This is a genomic window from Mesorhizobium sp. WSM3860, assembly GCF_002294995.1.
GTDB lineage: Bacteria > Pseudomonadota > Alphaproteobacteria > Rhizobiales > Rhizobiaceae > Mesorhizobium.
Genome location: NZ_NSGF01000005.1, coordinates 1 through 21,798, shown reverse-complemented (window position 1 = coordinate 21,798; position 21,798 = coordinate 1). Strand labels below are relative to the sequence as shown.

General features: G+C 59.2%; 12 protein-coding genes and 5 pseudogenes. 2 read left to right on the top strand and 15 right to left on the bottom strand.

Going from position 1 to position 21,798, the window contains the following annotated elements; translation table 11 throughout:
• Positions 1 to 46 precede the first annotated feature (46 nt).
• From CK220_RS10670 to CK220_RS10650, 5 genes are read right to left on the bottom strand one after another with little or no spacing between them, the layout of a single operon-like run.
• Positions 47 to 1,042: an oligopeptide/dipeptide ABC transporter ATP-binding protein gene (locus CK220_RS10670; RefSeq protein ID WP_095811512.1), complete on the bottom strand. Its 996-nt coding sequence runs from the start codon at positions 1,040 to 1,042 to the stop codon at positions 47 to 49.
• Positions 1,039 to 2,046, bottom strand: a complete 1,008-nt coding sequence (locus tag CK220_RS10665) for an ABC transporter ATP-binding protein (RefSeq protein WP_095811511.1) — start codon at positions 2,044 to 2,046, stop codon at positions 1,039 to 1,041. The genes CK220_RS10670 and CK220_RS10665 overlap by 4 nt, the downstream gene beginning before the upstream one ends.
• Position 2,047: 1 nt before the next feature.
• Positions 2,048 to 2,932, bottom strand: coding sequence for an ABC transporter permease (locus tag CK220_RS10660; protein ID WP_095811510.1), 885 nt, complete (start codon positions 2,930 to 2,932; stop codon positions 2,048 to 2,050).
• 1 nt (position 2,933) lies between these two features.
• Positions 2,934 to 3,875: an ABC transporter permease gene (locus CK220_RS10655; RefSeq protein WP_095811707.1), complete on the bottom strand. Its 942-nt coding sequence runs from the start codon at positions 3,873 to 3,875 to the stop codon at positions 2,934 to 2,936.
• A complete protein-coding gene (locus tag CK220_RS10650) occupies positions 3,875 to 5,470 on the bottom strand; it encodes an ABC transporter substrate-binding protein (protein WP_095811509.1) in 1,596 nt (531 codons plus the stop codon). The genes CK220_RS10655 and CK220_RS10650 overlap by 1 nt, the downstream gene beginning before the upstream one ends.
• Positions 5,471 to 6,096: 626 nt before the next feature.
• On the opposite strand from CK220_RS10650, the gene CK220_RS10645 reads away from it, so the two are divergent.
• A complete protein-coding gene (locus tag CK220_RS10645) occupies positions 6,097 to 7,128 on the top strand; it encodes an ATP-grasp domain-containing protein (protein WP_095811508.1) in 1,032 nt (343 codons plus the stop codon).
• Positions 7,129 to 8,087: 959 nt separating this feature from the next.
• Here CK220_RS10645 and istA read toward each other — a convergent pair.
• The 8 genes and pseudogenes from istA to CK220_RS32370 form a co-directional block, all read right to left on the bottom strand.
• A pseudogene (istA, locus tag CK220_RS32375) lies at positions 8,088 to 8,882 on the bottom strand (IS21 family transposase); the annotation flags it as partial.
• A 115-nt stretch (positions 8,883 to 8,997) separates the two neighbouring features.
• Positions 8,998 to 9,217, bottom strand: a pseudogene (locus CK220_RS10635) (IS21 family transposase); the annotation flags it as partial.
• A gap of 615 nt (positions 9,218 to 9,832) precedes the next feature.
• Positions 9,833 to 11,923 carry a S9 family peptidase gene (locus CK220_RS10630; protein WP_095811507.1) on the bottom strand — a complete coding sequence of 697 codons (2,091 nt, stop codon included), beginning with the start codon at positions 11,921 to 11,923 and terminating at the stop codon, positions 9,833 to 9,835.
• Positions 11,924 to 12,274: 351 nt separating this feature from the next.
• The gene (locus CK220_RS10625; protein WP_095811506.1) at positions 12,275 to 13,510 is read right to left on the bottom strand and encodes a serine hydrolase; all 1,236 of its coding nucleotides are present in this window, start codon (positions 13,508 to 13,510) and stop codon (positions 12,275 to 12,277) included.
• Between the two features lie 498 nt (positions 13,511 to 14,008).
• Positions 14,009 to 15,142 carry a Xaa-Pro peptidase family protein gene (locus CK220_RS10620; RefSeq protein WP_095811505.1) on the bottom strand — a complete coding sequence of 378 codons (1,134 nt, stop codon included), beginning with the start codon at positions 15,140 to 15,142 and terminating at the stop codon, positions 14,009 to 14,011.
• A 938-nt stretch (positions 15,143 to 16,080) separates the two neighbouring features.
• Positions 16,081 to 17,331 carry a Zn-dependent hydrolase gene (locus CK220_RS10615; RefSeq protein ID WP_095811504.1) on the bottom strand — a complete coding sequence of 417 codons (1,251 nt, stop codon included), beginning with the start codon at positions 17,329 to 17,331 and terminating at the stop codon, positions 16,081 to 16,083.
• Positions 17,332 to 17,641: 310 nt separating this feature from the next.
• Entirely contained in the window at positions 17,642 to 19,063 is a 1,422-nt protein-coding gene (locus CK220_RS10610) for a M20/M25/M40 family metallo-hydrolase (protein ID WP_095811503.1), read from the bottom strand.
• A gap of 112 nt (positions 19,064 to 19,175) precedes the next feature.
• Positions 19,176 to 19,444: pseudogene (locus CK220_RS32370) on the bottom strand (ABC transporter permease); the annotation flags it as partial.
• Between the two features lie 18 nt (positions 19,445 to 19,462).
• On the opposite strand from CK220_RS32370, the gene CK220_RS31860 reads away from it, so the two are divergent.
• On the top strand, positions 19,463 to 19,987 hold the full coding sequence (locus CK220_RS31860) for a hypothetical protein (protein WP_176479052.1): 525 nt from the start codon (positions 19,463 to 19,465) through the stop codon (positions 19,985 to 19,987).
• A gap of 244 nt (positions 19,988 to 20,231) precedes the next feature.
• Here the strand turns inward: CK220_RS31860 and CK220_RS32365 are convergent.
• A pseudogene (locus CK220_RS32365) lies at positions 20,232 to 20,962 on the bottom strand (IS5 family transposase); the annotation flags it as partial.
• A gap of 373 nt (positions 20,963 to 21,335) precedes the next feature.
• Positions 21,336 to 21,712 (bottom strand): annotated as a pseudogene (locus CK220_RS10585) (integrase core domain-containing protein); the annotation flags it as partial.
• Positions 21,713 to 21,798: the final 86 nt, after the last annotated feature.

Genomic DNA, 21,798 nt, shown 5'->3' with positions numbered 1-21,798 from the left:
GTGTGCCTACACGGCCGAAACTGTCGTTGCCGAGGTATTCGCCGGTTCAGCGAACTAAGGGAGTTCCTGTGGCCGGAGCGCGCACGTGACAGGCCACGACCCGCCCGTCTGGCATTGGCACCAAAGGCGGCACGTCGATGCGGCAACGCTCGACCGCGAGCGAGCAGCGCGGGTGAAACGCGCATCCGCTCGGTGGGTTGATCGGGCTCGGCACCTCGCCTTCCACGGGCGCCGCCAGACGAGCTCGCGTCGGATCCGGTACCGGTGCCGCGGTGATCAGAGCTTCGGTGTAGGGATGGACCGGCTTGGCGAAGAGCGCCTCGCAGGGCGCAAGCTCCACGATCCGCCCCAGATACATGACCGCGACGCGATTACCGATATGCTCCACGACGCCGAGGTCATGCGAGATGAAGATGAAGGCGATGCCCATCCGCTGCTGGAGATCTGCAAACAGATTAAGAATCTGCGCTTGCACGGACACGTCGAGGGCTGAGACCGCTTCGTCCGCGATAATGAGGGAGGGGTTGAGCGACAGGGCGCGTGCAATGCCGAGCCGCTGGCGCTGACCGCCCGACAACTCAGACGGGAGCCTGTTTATCATCTCGGGCGACATTCCAACCTTTCGGAGAAGGTCAGTGGCAAGCGCCTGACGCTGCTTCCGGCTGAGACACTCAAAATTCTCGACCGGTTCGGTGATGATCTGTCCGGCGGTGAGGCGCGGGTTGAGCGACGAGTACGGGTCCTGAAAGACCATCTGCATTCGACGGCGCCACGCGTGAAGCGCGCCCTTGTTGAGGCCCGCGATATCAGTCCCGTCGATCACCACGCGCCCGCCCGTCGGCTCAACGAGCCGCATCAAAAGCCGCGCGACAGTCGACTTGCCGCAGCCGGATTCGCCCACGATGCAAAGCGTCTCGCCCTCGGCGACGGAAAAGGATACATCCTCCACCGCCCGGATCACCGGAATGCTTTTCTTGAAGATTCCCGCACCGAGCGGATAATGCTTGGTCAGATTCTCGACTTTCAGCAAAGGACCACTCATGCGCCCATCACCTCTTCGGCGCGCCAACAGGCTGCGGCGTGGCTCGACCCGACATCCCGCAGGGCGGGAGTCTTGTCGCGGCAAATGTCGATCGCAAACGGGCAGCGAGCCGCAAAGCTGCAGCCCACAATGGGCTCGCGCAGGCTTGGCACGATGCCGGGGATTTCCGCAAGGCGGCGTTGACGGCCGCGGCGCCGATCAGGCACCGAACGCATCAGGCCCTGGGTGTACGGATGCGCAGGGCGCGCGAACAGCTCAGTTACGCTCGCTTGCTCCACGATCCGGCCGGCATACATGACAATTACGCGCTGGCATGTTTCTGCCACAACGCCCAGGTCATGCGTGATAAACATCACGGCCATTCCCATCCGCTCTTTCAGATCGACGATAAGCCGCAGGATCTGTGCCTGGATGGTGACGTCGAGCGCCGTGGTGGGCTCGTCAGCGATCAACAGTTGCGGTGAGCAAGCAAGAGCCACGGCGATCATGGCGCGCTGGCGCATGCCGCCCGACATTTGGTGAGGGTAGTCATTGACGCGACGCTCGGGGTCCGCGATGCGGACGAGACAGAGCATCTCTTCGGCTTTCTTCATGGCCACCGAGCGAGACGCCTTGGTGTGGATCTGCACCGCCTCCGCGATCTGATGGCCGACCGTATAGACCGGATTGAGGCTCGTCATCGGTTCCTGGAAGATCATGGCGATCTGGTCGCCGCGGATCTTTCGCATCTCGCGATCGGACAGCTCAAGCAGGTTGCGACCGTGAAAGCGGACCTCGCCGCCGACGGTCCTGGCGCTCACCTTCGGCAGCAGGCGAAGGATCGACAGGGCAGTGACGCTCTTGCCGCATCCCGATTCACCAACAACGCCGAGCGTCTCACCTTTTTTGACCTGGAAGCTGATCCCACTGAGCGCGCGGGTGACGCTCTCTTCGCCGAAAAAGTGTGTCTCAAGGTCTCGAACGTCGAGAAGCACATCGTTGCCTGCGCTTTGATTCATCTGCATATCAGCGCCTCCGCTTGGCGCTGGGATCGAACAGGTCGCGGACGCCGTCCCCGAGCAGGTTGACGGCAAGAACGGTGACGGCAAGGCAGATCCCGGGAGCGAATATCGTCATTGGCGCGATGGCGAGATACAGCCGCGAACTGGCAATCATGTTACCCCAGCTGGGAATCTCGGGCGGCACGCCCACGCCGAGGAAGCTCAGCACCGCCTCCGTCAGGATCGCGCTGGCGGAGACGGTGGCGCCCTGCACCATGAGCGCTGGAACCGTGCTCGGCAGGATATGCCGCCAAAGCACTTTCGGCAGGCGCGCCCCGCCGCAGAGCGCGGCCTCCACATAGGGGCGCTCGCGAACCCCCAAAACCACCGAACGAACCAGCCTCGCGACGGCGGGCGTCTCGGAGACCGCGATCGCCACGATGAGGATGCCAATTCCCGGTCCCGTCAGGGAAATCAGCGCGATTGCCAAAAGAATCGTCGGGATCGACATCAGGCCGTCCATGACCCGCATGACGATCTTGTCGATGCTGCGGCTGTAGCCCGCGGTGACACCGATCAGGAGCCCGGCAAGTGCCGCGCATGCCGCAGACATCAATCCGACCAGGAGCGAGATGCGGGCGCCGAAGATCGTTCGGGCAAAAACATCCCGACCTAGATTGTCGCTGCCGAACCACATTTCGGCGGAGGGCGGCTGCAGCCGCCTGAATGGATCCATGTTCCCCGGATCGCCGGCGTAAAGCGGGGCAGCGAGTGCAAGGATGATCAGAAGCCCCAACAGGCCGCCGCCTACAGCGACCAGCGGATTACGCCTTGCCAGACGGGGAAGATCACCTATTTGGAGGCGGCTGCCCGCAGAGACGTATTCGACTGCTGAAGACAATACTGTCATATCAGTATCGTACACGGGGATCGACCAACGTATAGGCCAGATCGATTGCGAGATTAATGAGCACGTATAGACCTGAGGTCAGGATGATCACGCTCTGAATGATGGGATAGTCCCGGTTGTTGATCGCATCCACCACCAGGCGACCGATACCTGGTATGTTGAACACCGTTTCGGTAAGGACGACTCCGCCGATTAGATAGGCGAAGCTTATGCCGATGACGGTCAGGATCGGGATGCCGGCATTCTTCAACGCATGGTGAAAAAGCATGGCATAGGACGAGGCACCCTTGGCAGCGGCTGTCCGCATATAATCCTCCGACAGGACCTCGAGCATGCTTGTACGTGTGACCCGGGCGATGAATGCAATGTAGCCAAGACTTAGGGTCACGGTAGGAAGGATCAAGTGCACGAACCAATGCCCGAGGCCAGCATCGATGGGCACATATCCCTGCACCGGTAGCCAGTGTGTCTTGATGGCGAATAAGTATATGAGAAAATAGCCGATGACGAAGACCGGGACGGAATAACCAAGCGCCGAAAAGGCCGTGAGGAGGCGATCGACGAGGCGACCGGCCCGCCACGCGGCGAGGATGCCGAAGCTTACCCCAACCGTCACCGAAAGCAGCATCGTCATGAGCGCAAGCGAGACCGTCGGTTCAAGCCGCTGCGCGATGAGTTCAAGAACCGGGCGTCCGGCAAAGATTGACGTCCCGAAATCCCCACGAAGCATGTCTCCCGCCCAGCGGGCAAACTGAACCGGTAGTGGAGCATTGAGCCCTAGTTGTTCGCGGATGCCGGCGATCATCTCCGCTGTGGCCTCTTTGCCGGCGATCATGGCTGCGGGATCACCGGGCGCCAGCCTGAGGAGCAGGAAGATGAATATCCCGACTACCGCCATGACGGCAATAGTCGAAACCAATCTCCGTAGGATGTAGCCAGCCATCACGCCGAGGCCTTCCGCATGTTCCACATCGGGACGACTTCCGGCATGCCGATCAGGCCGGTGAGTGTCATGCGGCGCGCGATTGGGGAGATGACGCGCCCCAGCAGAACCGTACCAGCAAGGTTCCAAGCGATTTGTTGCATCTTGCGCGCAAGCGCTTTGCGCTCTGCCGTGTCGACATTCGCCCATTTGGCTCGAAGAGCCTCATACTCGTCGCTCTTCGGCCAGCCGTACCACCCTTTCTCGCCGTTCATACTGAGTGTCGAATCAGTGATTGGATCGCCGCGGGAGTAGTCGGACTCGCTCGTTATGAAAATGCTCCAGCCACCATCCTCAACTGGGCCCTTCTTGTTACGGCGCGCAACAAGCCCGCCCCAATCGCTCGGCGCGACTTCGGCGTTGACCCCAATCTTCTGCAGCGCCACCGCCAGCAGCTGCGAGGCATTGTCGGCTTCGCGCCAGTCCGTCGGATCGAGAATGACGACCTTTTCGCCTGCGTATCCAGCCTCAGCGAAGAGCTGCTTAGCCTTCTCCGGGTCTCCGCCTTTTTTGAACCATCCCGTATTTTCGTCGTTGGATACCGGGTTGCCGCTCCCAAAAAAGGAGTTGACCGTACTGCTGTATTTTGGATCAGGGGAAATGACACTCAAAAACGCCTCCTGATCGACCAGGTGAAGGACTGCCTGGCGCGCCTTCACACTGTCGAACGGCTTCTGCAAACAATTCATGCGCAGGAAGTAATCCTGTCCAGACTTGTCGAGAACTTCGAGTGCCAAGTTTGGGTCGCTCTCGATATCTGCAAAGAGATCAGGGGGCGGCCCCTCAAAGTAGTCAATCTCACCCGCGTGCAAGGCCGCCAATGCGGTCTGCTGATCGCCGATATTGTTCCAGACGACACGATCGACATTGACAATCTTCGCGCCTGCCAACCCGTCCGATGGCTCGCTTCGTGGTACGTATTTTTCATTGCGGTCGTAGGCGAAACTGGCGCCTGGCTTTGCTAGACTCTGGTTGAACCTAAAAGGGCCCGACCCGATGTTGGTGGTCACTGCTTCGGTTGCCGGCCTATCCGCATCCTTTTCGCGCATGATGTAGCGGTACTGAGACAGCATAAGCGTGAGGACCCCCAGAGGCTCCCTGAGCGCAATCGTGAACGTCTTGTCGTCCTTCTTCGAGATATCTGCCCCTTGCGCCATCATTAACTGACCGGGCCCGCCGGCTTCGAAAGAGCGACGGATGGAGGCCACACAGTCGGCAGCAGTAACGGGCCTGCCATCGTGCCACCCCAGGCCATCGCGAAGCTCAAACGTATAGGTCTTTTTATCATCCGAAACGCCCCACTTTCCCACCATCTGAGGCTGCGGCACAAACTTAGAATCGAGCGAGAACAGCGTGTCGTAAATCGCAGTGGCGTGATCCTGAGTGATGTTAGCCGTCGTAACTACAGGGTCGAAGACTGTTAAGCCGCCGACCTTCACCATGCGCACCGTCCGCGCGTCCGTTGGCGCTTTCTGCGCGCGCAGGACAGAAGGGATTGCTAACACCGTCCCAGTGGCTACCCCCGCCTTGAGGACTTCACGTCGAGATATCGTCATCCTTAGTTCCTCCACATTGGCTTATGTCGAAAGCTTTTATGTCGAATTTCTCTGGCATTCGATCAACGTACGTGTCTTAGCCTAGCGCCACGAGAAGCCGGCGCGTGCGGATGAGCCTCGGTGGCATTGGCCATTACGAAACAAGGCCATCGGCCCCTACACTTCCCGACGGCTTTGCTTTTTGGTTGGTTGAGTCATAGTCGACAAAGAACTTGCGTCAAATTCAGGATGTGTATTGAAGTCATCTGGTTTTTAGATAGGCCTGCCGGCATAAGGCCGACTAGATCCGCAAGCCATCTGAAGTAGCTATACGGCATCGACGTAGCGCCGGAACATGATTTCGGTCCTCATCGCCGCCTGGAGGAATCGCAATCGCCTGCAGCGGTGCGGAGAACCCAACTTGGTATTTGGTCATTCATGTTCTCCTGTCCACCCGTGTCAGATTGATGACGCCGTGTTCGAAACAATACGCTAGGCGTCAGTATCCAAACCCGAATCCATGCTTTTCCCCCTCCCTGACGCAAACATCCGTGGCACGCCATTTGCTGAAGGGGTGAAGGCGCTCGGGTCAACAGGGATGCGAGCGATTTGACATTGTACAGGGCAGGAATCAAAGGGAGTGGCTCATGCGGGTAGCCGTCGTAGGCAATTTTAACCACACAGGCGTGATCAACCGGTTCGGTCAGCTTCGTAAGAGGACCCAGAATCGCGAGGCGGTCGAAACCTTGGCGGCAGCACTGCAAGAGGGTGGCCACGAGACGCTCGTGTGTGAAGGCGATAAGGGACTGATCGCTACCCTCGACCGGTTCATGCCACCCGATCCGCAGGCCCGCCCTTCGGGAATTGTCTTCAACTTAGCGGAGGGAATTCAGGGTGAGTCCCGCTACACCCACGTTCCCGCCATGCTTGAAATGGCCGGTGTTCCATACACCGGATCAAGCCCCCTCGGGCACGGGGTTGCCAACGATAAGGTTATCGCCAAGACGCTCATGCGCGACCGCGGTGTGCCGACGCCCAAGTTTCGCGTGATGCATAGTGGCACCGAGAGCGCCGGCGATCTGAATTTTCCTGTTGTAGTCAAGCCCCGTCGCGAAGATTGCAGCTACGGAATGCAGCTCGTCCGTGAACCTGGTCAGTTGAGGCAGGCCGTGGAAGCAGTCGTCACGCAATATGCGCAGGATGCGCTCGTCGAAGAATACATCGACGGGCGAGAAATCACGGTCGCCCTACTAGGAAACGGAGAGCTCGAAGTGTTGCCTCTGGTGGAGCAGGATTTTGGCGACAGCGAACCGCTGTTCACTTATGACGCGAAGTATATGGGCGTCGGGAGCCCGAAGAAGATTTGCCCGGCCCAGCTCGACACTAATCGTGCGACAGTGCTGCGGGATATTTCGGTTGCTACCTTTCGTGCCTGCCTCTGCCGAGACTATGGCCGCGTTGACATCCGGATCGACCGCTCCGGCCAGCCCTTTGTGCTGGAGATCAATCCCAATCCCGAACTCGGGACAGGCACGTCATTTTTGTTGGCCGCCAAGACCGCCGGATACACTTCCTCGAGCTTGATCAATCACATCCTGGATCTCGCACACACGCGATATTTCGGACCCTTTCTCCCCGCAAAGACGCTTGCTGGACCTTACCCACATGCTGAAGATTGAGCTAATATCGCTCCTGCCCCGACTTACGGCGCGCTTGGAGTGCTCGGTGGCGCCAAGGCTGTGCTTAGGCCCCGACGAGCGGCCGTCGGTCGCGTGGCTTTCTAGCCGTGGAACGAACGCGCCACGACATTCGTCATGCCCGCATTTTAACGCCGCCTGGGCTTGGAAAAAGCTGCCTTCGATGCTGAGACTGCGTGTTTCGTCAATCCGGGACATCCGCTTCGCTAACTCCAGAAGTGGTGGAGTCTACTCCTCCGGACTCAGACAAGGAAAATCGGGGACACCTCCCGCGTCACGCGCCTTTTCCATCTCTCGTGTGCGTGAATGTGCTTCTGTTCGTATTCCCCCGGAGTTAGAGAGTAGAGCGCCGCATGCAACCGTTGCTGGTTCTGGCTGGTGTCGATGACGGCTCCGATCCGTTCGCAGAACGGCCGCATCCTTCTAGTTGAGGCGTTGCAGCTTCATCCTGCTTGAGCGCCTTTCATGAAGCTTCCGCCTGCGCGTTGTTTTAAGGACCCGACACTGCTCATGCTCGCCTGGATACCGTGAAGATGTAGAATTTCGGAGTAGGCTCCGCAGGCGTAGTGAACTCCGCGGTCGGAATGACTGGACGAGGCTCCCTGGTTCGGGCTGCGCGTGTAGCGAGCGCCATCTCGATAGCCTCGAGCGCAAGGCTTGCTAAAGAATGCGCATTCAACGCCCATCCGACACGCGTCCAGGAAACGGCGCTCCTCAGCCAGATGCAGGAACGTGATATCGGCCACCCACAGATGGTCTAGTCCATCGAGGATCTTTGCCTTGCAATCGGCATGACGTGCCAATCATCCCTCGAGTCCTCGCCACAGGATAGCTGGCTTGCGCGCAGCATAGAATTGCCTTTTGGCATGATCAGTAGAATGCGCCTATGGTTGACTTGCCATCCGCTGCAGCAGGGCTGCGACCCGGCGCGCCTTGGCTTAGGCGACGCACTGGTCATGCAGCCAGGCGTGCAACTCCTCATAGGTCTTGAAGCGCAGCCTAGGCGTGAAGAAGCGTGACCCTTCTCCCAGCCCGACGCCAGGCGACCGGCTGCACCAGATAGTGGGTGCATATCTGCAGGAGGCGGCTATTGTATTGGCGGTCCTTGCCAACAAAGATCGTTTCCACTGCCGTCTTCATGTTGTCGTAGATGCCGCGCGTGCAGGCGCCGCCGGAGAAGGCAAAGGCTCTGTCGTGGGCGTCGGACAGCCATCTCCTGCATCTCGCGCTGATAGGCCCTGACGAACATCCTGCGGCTGTGGCATAGCCGGACATGGGCGACCTTCACGGTCACCGTCACGCCCTTGATCAGGACGATCTCGTGGCTCCAGTCGAACTGGTAGGCCTCGCCCGGCGCGAAGAACAGCGGCACATAAGGCATCCGCCATCGCCGACCCCTGCGCCTTCGCCCAGATCTTCGCGTATTGGCGGCCGGCGTCATAGCCACCCTCGTAACCGAGGCTGCAAAGCTCTTCGTAAATCCAGATCGGTGTCAGTTGCTCGCGCGCCGCCTTGCCCCACGGTTGCCATTCAAAAACCCGTCAAGCTGATCCCGCCACGGACGACCTTCGGCTTGGGCTGCCGCTCCCATTCGTAGGAGAACGATGTCTCATCGGATCTGAGAATCTTGCGGACGGTGTTCCGCGACACATGCAGCTCGCGGCAAATCCGCTTGAGCGACCATCCTTGAACATGGAAGGCGCGCCGAACCCGGCAATCGTATCCACCGACTTCATCCCCACACCATCCGCTCGCCACGACGAGCTGATGGTCGCAAATCAAAGCTCAGGGGGGTTAAAATTGGACGACGATTCCCCGGCTTGTGGGTCAATTTTGCACCCCGACTCATACCTCGAAACTCGTTGTGTAGCCAAAGTCGTCAGGATTGGCCAACGATACTCTTCCCACAGCAGCACCAGCGTTACTTTGCGCCGGCGCAACTCCTTAGCTCCAATCGGGCACCGGCCGCCAGGGGCTTTTGCGGCGCGCCATTGCTGACCCCGAGCGCGATGGCACGTTCGTCAGCGCGCTGGACATGTCGTAGGCGTAAAACTTCTCTGATCCGGCGCATCGACAATCTCTGAGCGGCATCAGGCTCCTCGTTTTGAACGAGGCATCCTGTAGACAGGCTGAGTTGTCGGTCGAAGCGTCCAGCCCTCCGAAAAAGGTGCTCACGATCGTCTGAAATCCGCTGCTCACGATAACCCGAAATCGTTGCTCATGATCCCGTGAAATCGTGCTCACGATGCGGTGAAATCCGTGCTCACGATCGTCTGAAGTGCGCATGGTGCATCGATGCAGACCTTCCTTGACACGGCCCCAGCCGGCGAAGGAGAAAATGATCGCTGCCTAATCCTCTCGGGCAGAGCAAAACGGACCATTCTCAGACGCCAGCTGATCAACTTCAAACTTCTACAGGTTAGTGTCAAAGAAGCCAGCACTTGCGCCGCAGTGTCCAGCGGAAGATGACCGCGGAACTTACTCTGTGTGCTTGAAAGCCATTCTTGGCCAGGCCGATATTCGGTCACGGAGTGGCTCCTTTCCATCTGGCACATCGATGGCGTGGGGGGCCGTCACCCCATCACTGGAAGACGCTGACCCTCATCGCGTTGCGCTGCGACCGGATCGACGGACCGTACATCTTCGACGGCCCGATCAGCGGGCGCTGCTACCACCGCTCAGCTCCTCAGCGTCGTAGCTGGTCGAGCACCCAGGCCATGCGAAATGCTGCTTCCTCGGCTACGGTAGGCCCATGTGAAGGGCCGCTATGGCCGCCCACCATCCGCATGCGAAAGACAAGGGTCGGGTCACGGCCACCCGCGCAGGAACGACGCTGTGCCACGTAGCGAGCGGGCTGGTAATACAACACCTGGCTGTCCTCGAGCGCCGCCTCGATGTAGGTGGGCGGAAGTTGACGATCGGCGCTGAGGTTGTAGTATGGGTCGTAGCTGCGTAGGCAGCGATATTCATCGGCAATGTGAGGATCTCCGTACTCCGCCGTTTCTCTGAGCGCGTACGGCATCGCGAAGTCCAGCTCGGTATCTAGGAGGTCGGCGAGTGGAACCTCAGCGAGCACGGCGCGGAACAAGTCAGGCCGAAGGTCCGCGGTCGCAAGCACGGTACACCCGCCAGCGCTCGATCCCTCAATGGCAATCCCGTCGCGGGTGGCGACTCCCCGCTTAACAAGCCCCTCGGCGCCGGCGATCAGATCTGTGTGGGTGATACGCTTTTGATCGCGAGTAGCCGCCTCCTGCCAAGGCCATCCGAGCTCGCCGCCCCCTCGAACGTGCACGATGCCGAAAGCAACTCCGCGATCGAGCAGGCTCAAACGCGCGGTCATCGATGATGGCCAAGTGAAGAACGAGGGCCATCTCGACGTCCCGTAACAGCCATACACATTCAACAATACCGGCCCTGGGCTTGTTCGATCTCGGCGCGAGACCAACGAGATCGGGACCTGCACCCCGTCTTCAGCCTCCGCCATGAATACCGTCGCCACATATTGAGCCGAGTCATACCCGGGAAGGCGGGCTTGGTGCAGGACTACCGAGCGGTCATCAGCGATATCATGCTCAACGAAGGTATCGGGCGTTACGAACGAGCTAACCGAGTAAACCAGCTTCGAGCTTCGGAACGGATGTCGTGGGGCCGAATGGCTACCCCCCGTGGACAATCCGACCTCAAAAGTGCAACTTGGCTCGTCGGGAAAGATCGTGGCCACAATCCGCCCGCTTTCGTTGCGCGAGACCAAGCGAGGACGAAGGCCTTCCCGCTCCAGTACAATCAGATGGTGTTCGAGCAAGTGGACCTCCTCGAGCGTCACGCCTTTCCGATGCGGTATGACCTCTTCCCAGCGGGAGGGTGAGGGGTCGTCAATCGGCGCACGCACCAGTCTGGAATACGGCCCGGCGTCATCGACCTGGAACAGGAAATTGTCTTGCCAGTGCTCTGCAAGGATATGGTGACCAAATTCACGCGTCACCAAGCGGCGCCATCCAGCGTCCGGCTGGTGAGCGGAAAGGCACCACACCTCAACCGGCCCTCGATGGAGGCCCTTTACATCCAGAAACAGCCAGGCGCCGCTGTCAGAGCGCCTTATCCCCACATTCAGTCGCTCGTCCACCTCTTCGAATACGACCTCAGAGTCCCCGGTTGCAACGTCCACGCGGATAAGCTCATGAGTTTGTCGTCGCAGGTCAGCCCGCTCCCTAGTGAAAAACAGGGTATGACCATCTGCGGCCCAAGCTACCATCGCAGCACGCCTCGAGCCCCTCAAGACTTCGCTACCGGTCTCCATATCCCGCACCCTAAGCTCGTAGTTCTCGTCACCGATGACATCGAAGCTGAAGGCCACGTAACGACCGTCGTCACTCGGCTCGAAGACACCGAGTTGGTAAAAGAGTTCCGCCCCTTCGAGCGCGTTCGGATCGATAACAAGCTCGGCTGGATCTCCGGCCACCGGCCGGCGCCACCACGCCGGATGAGCCAGCCCCTGCTCGTGTCTTTGGAAATACTCAAAACGTCCAACTTGGACGGCTGGCGGCGCACTCTGGCAAGGCTGACGCCCTTCGATCTCAGCAATGAGTTCCGCCTTAAGCCCTTTCAGGTGAGCTGTCGCTTTCTCCGCGTAGCTGTTCTCCGCTTCAAGGTATGAGCGGACATCCGGATTCTTCCGGTCCCGAAGCCAACGAAACCGGTCGATCGTGACGTCGTTGTGAAGCACCCGGATCCGTTGCTCGCCATGAGGAAGCGGCGGCTGCAGGACATCATCTCCCATCACATCGCTCCTGCCATTAAAAATTGCATAAGGATTGCCCCAGCAGGCCGCGAACAGTATAGTTTGTGCATTGATGTTCCTCCGAAAAAATATCGTTTATCCCGTCCAGCGTGCATTGCACACGACATTGCAAAGATGTTTTCTTTCCGAGTTCTTAGAAGCAAGGCGTTCAACCCATAGCGTTTCTTGCTGCCTGCAAGAGATGGCGGCGCGTCGGAATTGGATAAAGGGGTGGCGGTGTCGCCACTGCGTTCGCGGACGAGGCTACGGCGGCTTACGCCATTTCTGTGCTTGGCCAGCCGATATCGCGATAATTTGATGGAGCGCCCTATAGTTGCTCGCACTACAGGGCTACGCACGCAACATTCGCCCCAACGCAGTCATTTGCGGCATAGTAATTTTGTCGCCGATGACGGCCGATGCCAACGGATGCGATGCGAAGCGCGCAACGACCATCTCGGCATCAGGTGCGATATAGAGGCGCTGGCCATGAATGCCCCGGGCTTCGATGGCACCAAACTCATCATGCGTGACCCACCACTGGCTGCGATATGAATAGCCATCGTCAAGCTTGGCCGGGTGGTCGCCGCTCTGTATATCCCGCACGACGGATGCGGGAATGACCTGTTTGCCATTCAACATGCCTTCGCACCGCATCATCTCACCGAACCGCGCGAAATCGCGAAGGGTTACGCACAAGCCGCCGGCACCCATTTGCATGCCGGCAGGATCGACGTGAACGTAGGCGTCCTCCTCGCAGCCGAGCGGGCTCCACAGCCGATCCTGCAGCAGCTGCGCGAACGTACGGCCACTCACGCGGGCCATCACCCAAGCCATTACGTCGGTATTCACACTCTTGTACTCGAAGGTGCCGTGTTCGCCTTCCTTACGTATCATTCCCAAGTAGTCACACAGGCTCCGCGGACCATCGTAGCCGGCCAACCGCGGTCGCCTGCCGCAGGCACGGTGGTATTTCCAGATGTCCGACTCCTCCTCGCCGTAAACCTCCGTGTAGGCTAGCCCTGTTTGCATATCCATCACTTGGCGCAGGGTGGCGTCTTCCCAGGCGGTGCCCCGCAATTCGGGAAGGTAGTGTGGAATCGTCTTGCGATCATCGAGCACATCATCAGCGATAAGAGCAGCGGCAAGCGTGCCGGCATATGACTTCGTGACTGAGTGGCATGCGTGCGGCAGGTGCGGCTCGAGCGCGCCGAAGTACCGCTCATAAACGATTTGTCCGCGATGCAATACCAATATGCCATCAGTGTAGGTGTCGAGGAGCGCTTGGTCGAAGCGGAGGATGCGTCCGTCCGTGTCTGTGATCGTGAGCGCGTCAATCTCAGTAGTCCGCTCATAGCGTTCAAAGTGCGAAGGTGCGCCGCGCCCCCGCCAGACGTTCACTGAGGGAGTCAGCTCACGCATGTGTGACAACGACCAGCGGATTTGTGGGAAGGCGAGGATGCTGTCACCTTCGAACGTGATGCGCTTGTCGGCGGGGGGCGGCGCGCCGCGCATCCAACCGAGTTTGCTTGGATCCGACGCGCGACCATCAAGGTATTGGCGTCCCCCGAATTCAGGCATATCCATCGTTCCTCCCTAAGGTATTGTTGGGCTAGCCCGGCACTGCCAATGCAGTCGCCGAACATTTTGGCTCTTTGTCCAGGTCTGGGCCGAGCCAGAATTTTCGGTCCGCGACAGTGGTTCGCCCTGACAGGCAAATTGCTCGTGTATTCTGCTCGTGGTGAGTTAGAAATCTCACACTCGGTAATCTGGCCTATGCAGCACCTGGGTAGCCCGTACGTATGAAGAAGAACCAAGCGCCGGCTTCCCCTGAAACGATGTGCCGCCTCAATGTACTGTTGACCCGGTTGCATTCAATCGCTGTCCACAACGGTCATCTTGCCTATGCCAAAGTCGCACGACAGCATTACGGTGCATCTCCTTCAGCACAACACAACGTGCCAATGACAAACTCAATCCAGCCGCGGAAGCGCCGTTGGCGTCGCCGACGTCGCCGGCCGCAAGGCGATCATGGGCGATGGAACCATCGAACCTCACCGTCATGGCTTTTGCGACGAGTGCCACTCAGTAGAAAAGCTTGCGCTCCATTTTCGTCAGGCGCTTCCCGCCCTCCGGTCTGACGACGACGGTTTCGCTGAACGGCAGGCCTCGAGCCGAAGTATACATGTGGAAGACTTGGTTTTCCTGAAGCTCCCAGTCACTGTCGGCCAGGAAGACGCGAGTAAAATCACTGGTGCGAGGCGGAGATTTGAGGCCAAGCGTATATCCGGTTATATTCGTATAGCTGTCGCGCAAGCCACCCTTCAACATTCCCTCGCGCACAATGCGATCGACTTCCTTTGCATTTGCGCCAGGCTTCATGGTGCGGAACTGATCGTCTTGAATTCGGATGATCGTTTCCGCACTACGGAGTTGTTCGTCAGTTGGCACACCGATGACTTTCGAGCGCATCATCCTGGCGGTGTAGCCGCGAAAATGCGGAACCGGTTCCACAAACACGTTATCCCCCTCCTGCAACACGCGTTCGCCGAGCGAGGCGTGAAAGGATGTCGAAGGTCCGGAGGAGATTGCGGCGAGCTGCGCATTGTCCGCGCCACTGCGCCACGCCTCGCTGGTCATCGCTATGAAGACCTCACGCTCGCTGACACCGGCCCGAGCTGCATGGAAGGCTGCTGCCGCCGCTCGGTCGCATATCTCGGCTGCCTTCTCAAGGTAGGCAAGCTCGAGCGGCGACTTGACTAACCGCATTTCCCACATGACACGGGAGAAATCAACGATCTTGGCAGTCGACAGCAGGCTTTCTAGCTCCAGTGCCCGGTTTACAGTGAGAAAATGGCTATCGCGTTCAACGCCAATGACCGAGGCTCCAAAACCCCGAGCCTTGACGGTATCGGCCACGACCTTGATCGGATTTTCATTGTCGGCGAACATTATGCTGTCGGTGAGCCAGCTTTTATGGCTGAAAGTTGCTGCGTCGAGGGCGCGGACCACTTGCACCAGCTCTCCTTCGAGCGGGATAAGTAGCGCTTGGTACATTGCCGCTGTGGACGCGTAACCGCTGAAGAAAATCATATGCTCATGCTGATCCACTATGAGTATTTCAACGCGCCGCTCGGCCATGATGGAACGCAAAGCTGCGAGGCGCGAGCGGAATTCATCAATGGGAAAGTGCGGCGGGAGGAGCGGAGGATATCCCATTAAATGGTCTCGGGGATGCCTATGACTGAGGGTTTGACGAGCCGTCTGACGCTCTTTGGACTACGTTGGGGTTAAACCAAGCTATTGTCCAATGCATTTTTGAGCTTCCATCCATCGCTTTTTGAGAAACCTTATCGACGGCGCATACGTCGCATGTGAACTGACAATACAGACAAGCGGCAAGAGCTTTACCCTAACGATCGCTGATATTGAGCTCCGTCGACCTCGACATTGGCCATTTCAAACCAAGCGCTGGCGCTCCGGATCGAGTCAAGGATGGAAGCCGGAGCGGCGGATGCATCCGGCGCGCTGCACAGCCATAGCTTCGGGATAAGCCAACCTGATGTCACTTCCGTCGCGCTGCAGGCCGCGATAGGAACTATGCTTCTACATGGGCAAATTCGGTCATTTCTCCCATTTGCTTACTTTGCGATGCGTTGATCGGACGCAGCTCGGGTCCGGTGGAGCGGCAGGATTGGAACTGCTCGATTGGGGCGCCCTGATAACAGCCACTTCGCCTAGCTTTGCCGCGGCTGCTGTTGCAGCATGCCCGGGCGATAACGGAGTTTGGATTTCAGCAGCCTTCAAAGGGTGTTCAGGATTCGGGCGACGCAGAGGTGTTTTGACTGCCCTGGTCTTCAGGCTCGCCAGATAACATCCGGTGTCCGGCTCCGTGAACCCGTGGTCGGCGCCGCGAGCTTTTGCAAGCGGCTGGAGTCTCGATCTGAGCAAGGACCCGGAGCCTCCCGGTGCAGGATTTCTTCCTACGCGCGTGCGGTGGCGAAGTTGCATGCTATTTCGGCCGTTCGCAGGCGATGGTTGTCCTTCAGGCTTGTCAGTGGTTACTTACGTGCATTACATGGACACATCACATGACGGGGAAACTCTCATCCAGCTTCGCAGTTTACCCAGCTTTCAAGGTGTCGCGCAGGAGCCGTTTAGCCGCGCGAGTCCAAGTTTTCCTCCTCGTCACGCAGTATCGTTTCCGCGGCATCAGCCAGCACTTGGCAGCCGAGCACCAGGTCGGTATCATCTGTATTTTCCGTCCAATGGTGGCTGATACCGCCAATACTTGGGATGAAAAGCATAGCGGACCTCAGTCTGGGCACCACGATCTGTGCGTCGTGACCAGCTCCACTTGGCATCCTTACATGGGCGCCTGGAGCATGGCGCGCAGCCGCGTTCTCTATAGCGTTCTGGAAGGCCGGATCCATATTGCATGGTTTGCCGGTCTCGGTCCGCACGATCTCGGTGCGGCAACCCGTTTTCAAGGCGGTTTCTTCGACCAACTCCCTTAGCAGAGCATCTAGGCGTTCAAGCACCGGCATCTCAGAATCGCGGAACTGGAAAACCATCTCTGCCTTGCCCGGAATTATGCTGGGAGCGCCCGGCTCCAGGTTAATGCGGCCCGCGGTCCACACGGAGCACGGGCCGGCCACTTCAGGAAAGCGCTTGGCAATGGCCAGGACTAGCGTCGCTGCAGCAACGCCGGCATCCTTACGAATCGCCATGCGCGTTGTACCGGCGTGGTTCTGGATGCCGTGAAAGATGATTGAATACTGCCAGATCCCGACGATGCTCGTAACAATACCGATCCGGTTGCCCGAGGCCTCCAGCGCGTCGCCCTGCTCTATATGTGCTTCCAGGTAGCCGACGTGGCGTTCCGGCTCCACCAGAGATCGGGGAACGCCGGCTAGGCCGGCCGTACGGAGCGCGTCCCTGAGCGGCAGCCCTTCATTGACATTCACCGCGCGATCGATCTCCGCCTCGTCGATGTCACCAACGAAGGAACGACTTCCGAGCATTGACACGTAGTGACCTTCTTCATCCGCCCACGCCACTGGTGAGATGAGAAGGCCTGCACAGCCGAGTGTTTCCGCAAAGGTTCGGGCAATCTCAAGACCGTAAATCACACCAAGGGCCCCGTCGAGCCATCCGGCATAATTCTGGGACTCAGCGTGCGACCCGATCAACAGCGATCGTCGATCCGACCTAGGCGTGCCAAACACGTTGCCGACCCCGTCAATATGGGCCTGGAGCCCTGCGGTTTCGTACTGCTGCACAAGCCAGCGGCGGCTCTCTATGTCCTCTCGTGAATAGGTCGGACGATGTACACCCGTCTTGTACGCGCCGAACTGCGCGAAACGTCTGAGATCCGATAGCAACCGCTCGGCGTCGATCGTTGGCATCTGTTGCACTTCCTTTGGTTAGCACGGAAGCAGCTGAATGGAGCGGTCCGTGGTTGGGTATGCCTGGAGATCTGGGCAGGGTTCATGGCGGCGTGCCCAATCTGGAGAGTCATCCGCACCTTTTCCAATCCAGCATTCAGCCCCTGCCCCTTACCCGAGGTGAGGAAATCTGGCACCTGCGCGCTATGCCAGCACACGCGCATGGAAGATGAAGTAGTCCGGGACAAGCACCGGTCGAAGCCTTCGTTGCTTGAAACACGTTGCACGACCCCCTACGCGCACGATCTCCGGTCTAGCTACTCGAGCCTTACTAGTTGACCATCTGTGTGGGGGCGGATTGCACTGCACCGGCCGCGCGCGCCGGAAGTTGTAACCGGCCAAGCTCGTGCAACAACGCAGCGCCTGTGCGAATCCCGCTGTAGAAGCAACTGAGTGTTAGATTCTCATTCGGCGCATGGTTTGCCTGGTCGTGGTTCGCGTAAGGCGTATCGAAAGCAGGAATACCGAGCATCCTAGTGAATACAAAGTTAGGGAGAGTGCCGAAACCTGCGGGAACCAGCAAAGGCTCCTCCCCTTGCGCGGCGACGAAAGCGAGGCGAAGCGGCGCACTCAAAGGGGAGGTAATGGGTGTTTTCGAGGGGTACATAGTCCCTTGCGCTATGAATTCCACTTCGGGCGCGTGTTTTTCCACGTGGGCGGCCACCTTGCGCAGGATGTCCGCGGGATCCTGTGCTTCCACAAGCCGTATGTCGCATTTCACGAAGGCTTCGTTGGGCAGGACGCTCTTGCTACCAGGCCCGCTATAGCCGCCATGAAAGCCATTGATCGTAAGCGTGGGGCGGAAACACAGGCGCTCGTAGAAGGGCCGTTCCACCGGCGCATCGAGTCTCGCAAGATCGAGACCACGCTTCACAGCCTCGACATCGAGAGGTAACCGCTCGACCGCTGCCAATTCCTCCTTTGACGGCGGCTCGATTTCATCGTCGAAACCGTCAATGGTGATTTCACCATCGGCATTCTTCATGGTGCCGAGCAGATGCACCAACGTCCAGATCGGATTGGGCACAACGCCGCCAAAGTTACCCGAATGCAAGTCACCGCTAGCGTGGCGGCAGCGCAGTTCAAAAGAGACCTCGCCGCGCGATCCGAACTTGATCACAGGTGCGCCGCTCGAATGACGCGGACCATCGGCGGTGACAGCAAGGTCAGCTTGTAGGATACCGATGTTCGCACGGACGAAATCGGCGATGTGCGGACTACCGATCTCCTCTTCGCCTTCCAGCAGCAGGATGACGTTGCAGGGCAGCGCGCCATGCACCTTGAGGTGGGACTCAATTGCCAAAATCTGTGCGAAATGCTGCCCCTTGTTGTCTCCCACACCGCGTGCGTATAGGCGCCCATCACGGATGGTCGGCTCGAAGGGTGGCGAGAGCCATTTGTCGAGCGGGGCAGGCGGCTGCACGTCGTAATGGCCGTAGAGCAGCACCGTCGCCTTGCCCGGCGCCTTCTGCCAGCGCGCGACCACCATCGGGTGTCCTTCTGTAGACACCAGGCGTGTCTCGAGTCCGATCCCGGCGAGCATCTCGACCAGCAGCGCGCCGACCTCGGCGATGCCAACATTCTCGGCGCTGATGCTCGGGTGCCGAACGTAATCGATCAGGCGATCGAGGAAGGGGGTGCGGTTCGCCTCGATGTGCTCGAAAACGGCGTTCAACGGATCAGAAACGGTCATATCGTTGCCTGTAGGAAAGAGGAAGAATTCGGAGATTCAGGGGGTTCTCGGTTGGCAAGGTGAGCAAAGGCGCGCGGGAGAGATTAACGCGCGGTAGCCAGGATCAGATCCGCAAGCCATGGTCAATCGGCCGGTATTCCTGGACCGGTAGCCGATGTGATACGATGACAAACAAATAAATGAGAAAGAAACCGACCACAAACACCGGGACGGAAAAACAAGTATCGCGAATACCGTCAGGATACGATCAACTAGGCCGCCAGCTCGCCACGCGGCCACGGCCGGGTCACTAGGCTCCGACCTGAGAAGCAGGAAGACGAAAATCCCGACCATCGCCATGACGGCGCTGGTGAATATACTGCGCAGGATGTACACGGCCATTGCGCTCAGGCCTTCTGCATGTTCGACATCGGGGTGAGCCCCTGCGTGCCGGTGAGGCCGGTCAGCGTTTTGCAGCCGCGCGATCGGCGAGACAACTTCACCCAGCAGAACGGTGCCCACGAAATTCCGGTATACTTGTTGCATCTTGGGAGCCAGTACCTAGCGTTCTTCCAGCGTTTCGACAGCCGGGCATTTGGCCCGAATAGCCTCATATTCATCGCTCTTCGGCCACCCCAACCAACCCTCCTCTCCGTTCGCGTTCGATTCGATAATGGAATTCACGCTATCGGTTGCTGGGCGATTCGTATCCTTCTCGCGCAGCATGAACAGGCACGGCGCAGACGCGTTCCTCATCATCTCGAGCAGAATCCCCATGGGTTCATTGAGCGTGATCGCGAATGTTTTGTCGTCAATTTTCGAGATGTCCCTCGCCCGCTCCGTGATCAGTCGTCCGCCGCCGGTATCCGCCTGGCCCCGGCGACGGATCGAGGCGACACCCGCGCGTTGCGCTCTCCGACTGTTCGAATCTCAATCCACCGCTGACCCCACGTCAAATTCAGTCTGTGTATCGCAGTCATCTGGTTTTGCGATGGGTAGGATGTGGCTCACACTTATCAATCTCGCTCAAGATAAGCGTCGGATTAAAGTTGAAATGCTCGTGGTTTCCGGCGCGACCCCGCCATCGGACGACCTATACATACGCAGCCAAACGCCGATCGGGGGCAGCGTAATCCGGTTGTAGGCACTAGCGGGTCGGAAAGCTCTTAGAGCCTGACACAAAACTCGGCTACGTGCGAGGTTGAGTCGCGCGGCGGCGGAGCATCAGTCGTTTGGAGGCGATGAATATCCACGCCCGGCACTTGCGATAGTCGCCTCGAAATCCTTGGCGAGCCGGCGGCAGCGCCCGAGCCAGGCGAAAGTTCGCTCGACAACCCATCGTCGCGGCGGAACCTCGAAGCCCTGGGCGGTGTCGGAGCGCGTGATGATTTCGATGGGCCACGTGCCCAAGTCGGCAAAGGGCCTGCATTAGTTTTTTCCGGCGTAGCCGCCGTCGGCAAATAGATGGCGCAGCCACGGGTAGCGCTGTCGAATGGAGGGGGACGCCAACTGCCCCATCCCTGTCCTGGATGTCGGCCGCGTGCACCCTCAGCCCGACAAGGTGACCCTCAGGCGTCGGTAATGATATGGCGCTTGCGGCCCTTGATCTTCTTGCCAGCATCGTAGCCACGCAAACCGGCAACTTCCGTGGTCTTTGCTGATTGACTCTCGATTATGCCGGCGCTCGGGCTCGCCTCGCGACCAAGCGCCGCAGCCACCAGGTGGAAGTTGGTCTTCCGCAAGCCATTGTTCCGCCAGGCATAGAAATAGCGTTGAACCGTGGGAGCCGGCGGAAAGCGGTCCGGCAATGCCCGACACTGGCAGCCTGTCCAGCCAATATAAAGGCGCGCGTCCACAACCGCCCGAAGCTCGGTCGTGCGTCGTCGTCCCAAATGCCTTCATGAACGGCTCGATCAAAGAAGCGCGTCGAGGCGCCTGACCGCCTCCAGCACGATCGGGCAGACCGGCTCGCCCTTCTTGCCCTCGCGGAATCTTCGCGATGTCGGCCGGTTCGAAGAAGCCCCGCCGAGCATGGGCGAAGCAAAATGCCGGCGTGATCGGCAGCAAACAGCTCCGTAAACGTGAGCCCAATGAATGGGTCGCATGCAGCCCGGACGCCCATCCCGGCTACATCAGTTGGGAGCAGAGAGCTGGCTCCGCTTGTTTGGACAGCGCCCCGCGGAATTTAAGTGGCATCCTGGGGGTTACGTTGAGCGTGGGGCTTGGCGATTTTGCTGCGGCATCGGGAGGGCGTAAGCCCGACCAGAGCTGCAGCAAAATCGCGCGGCGACGATCACGCGGCCGTGGCGATCGCTTGCGCGCCGAAATAAGCCTCGTCGGCACGCGCCCGTCAAGGTTCGAATGCGGGCGCCCTCCATTATAGAAGGCGAGATACCGGGCGATCGACGCGCGGGCCTAGGACACGCTGTCGTAGGCGCGCAGATAGACCTTCTCGTATTTGATCGTGCGCCACAGCCAGATAGCCGAAGCCGCGCCGCATCGGGATGTAGCTGATGTCCATCGCCCAGACATGGTTCGGCCGTGCGATCTTCATCCCGCGCAACAGATACGGGTAGATGTTGTGTCCCGCAGCTGGCTTGATCGTGTTCGGGCCCCGATAGATCGCAGAATTCCCATGCGCTTCATCAGCGTCGCGACATGGCGGCGGCCGAATCGATCATCGTTTTGCGCTCAACAGGCCGGCTTTGCTGAGCGCGCCCTCTAAAAGATCGTTGGCCAGCGTCAGTTCGACGATC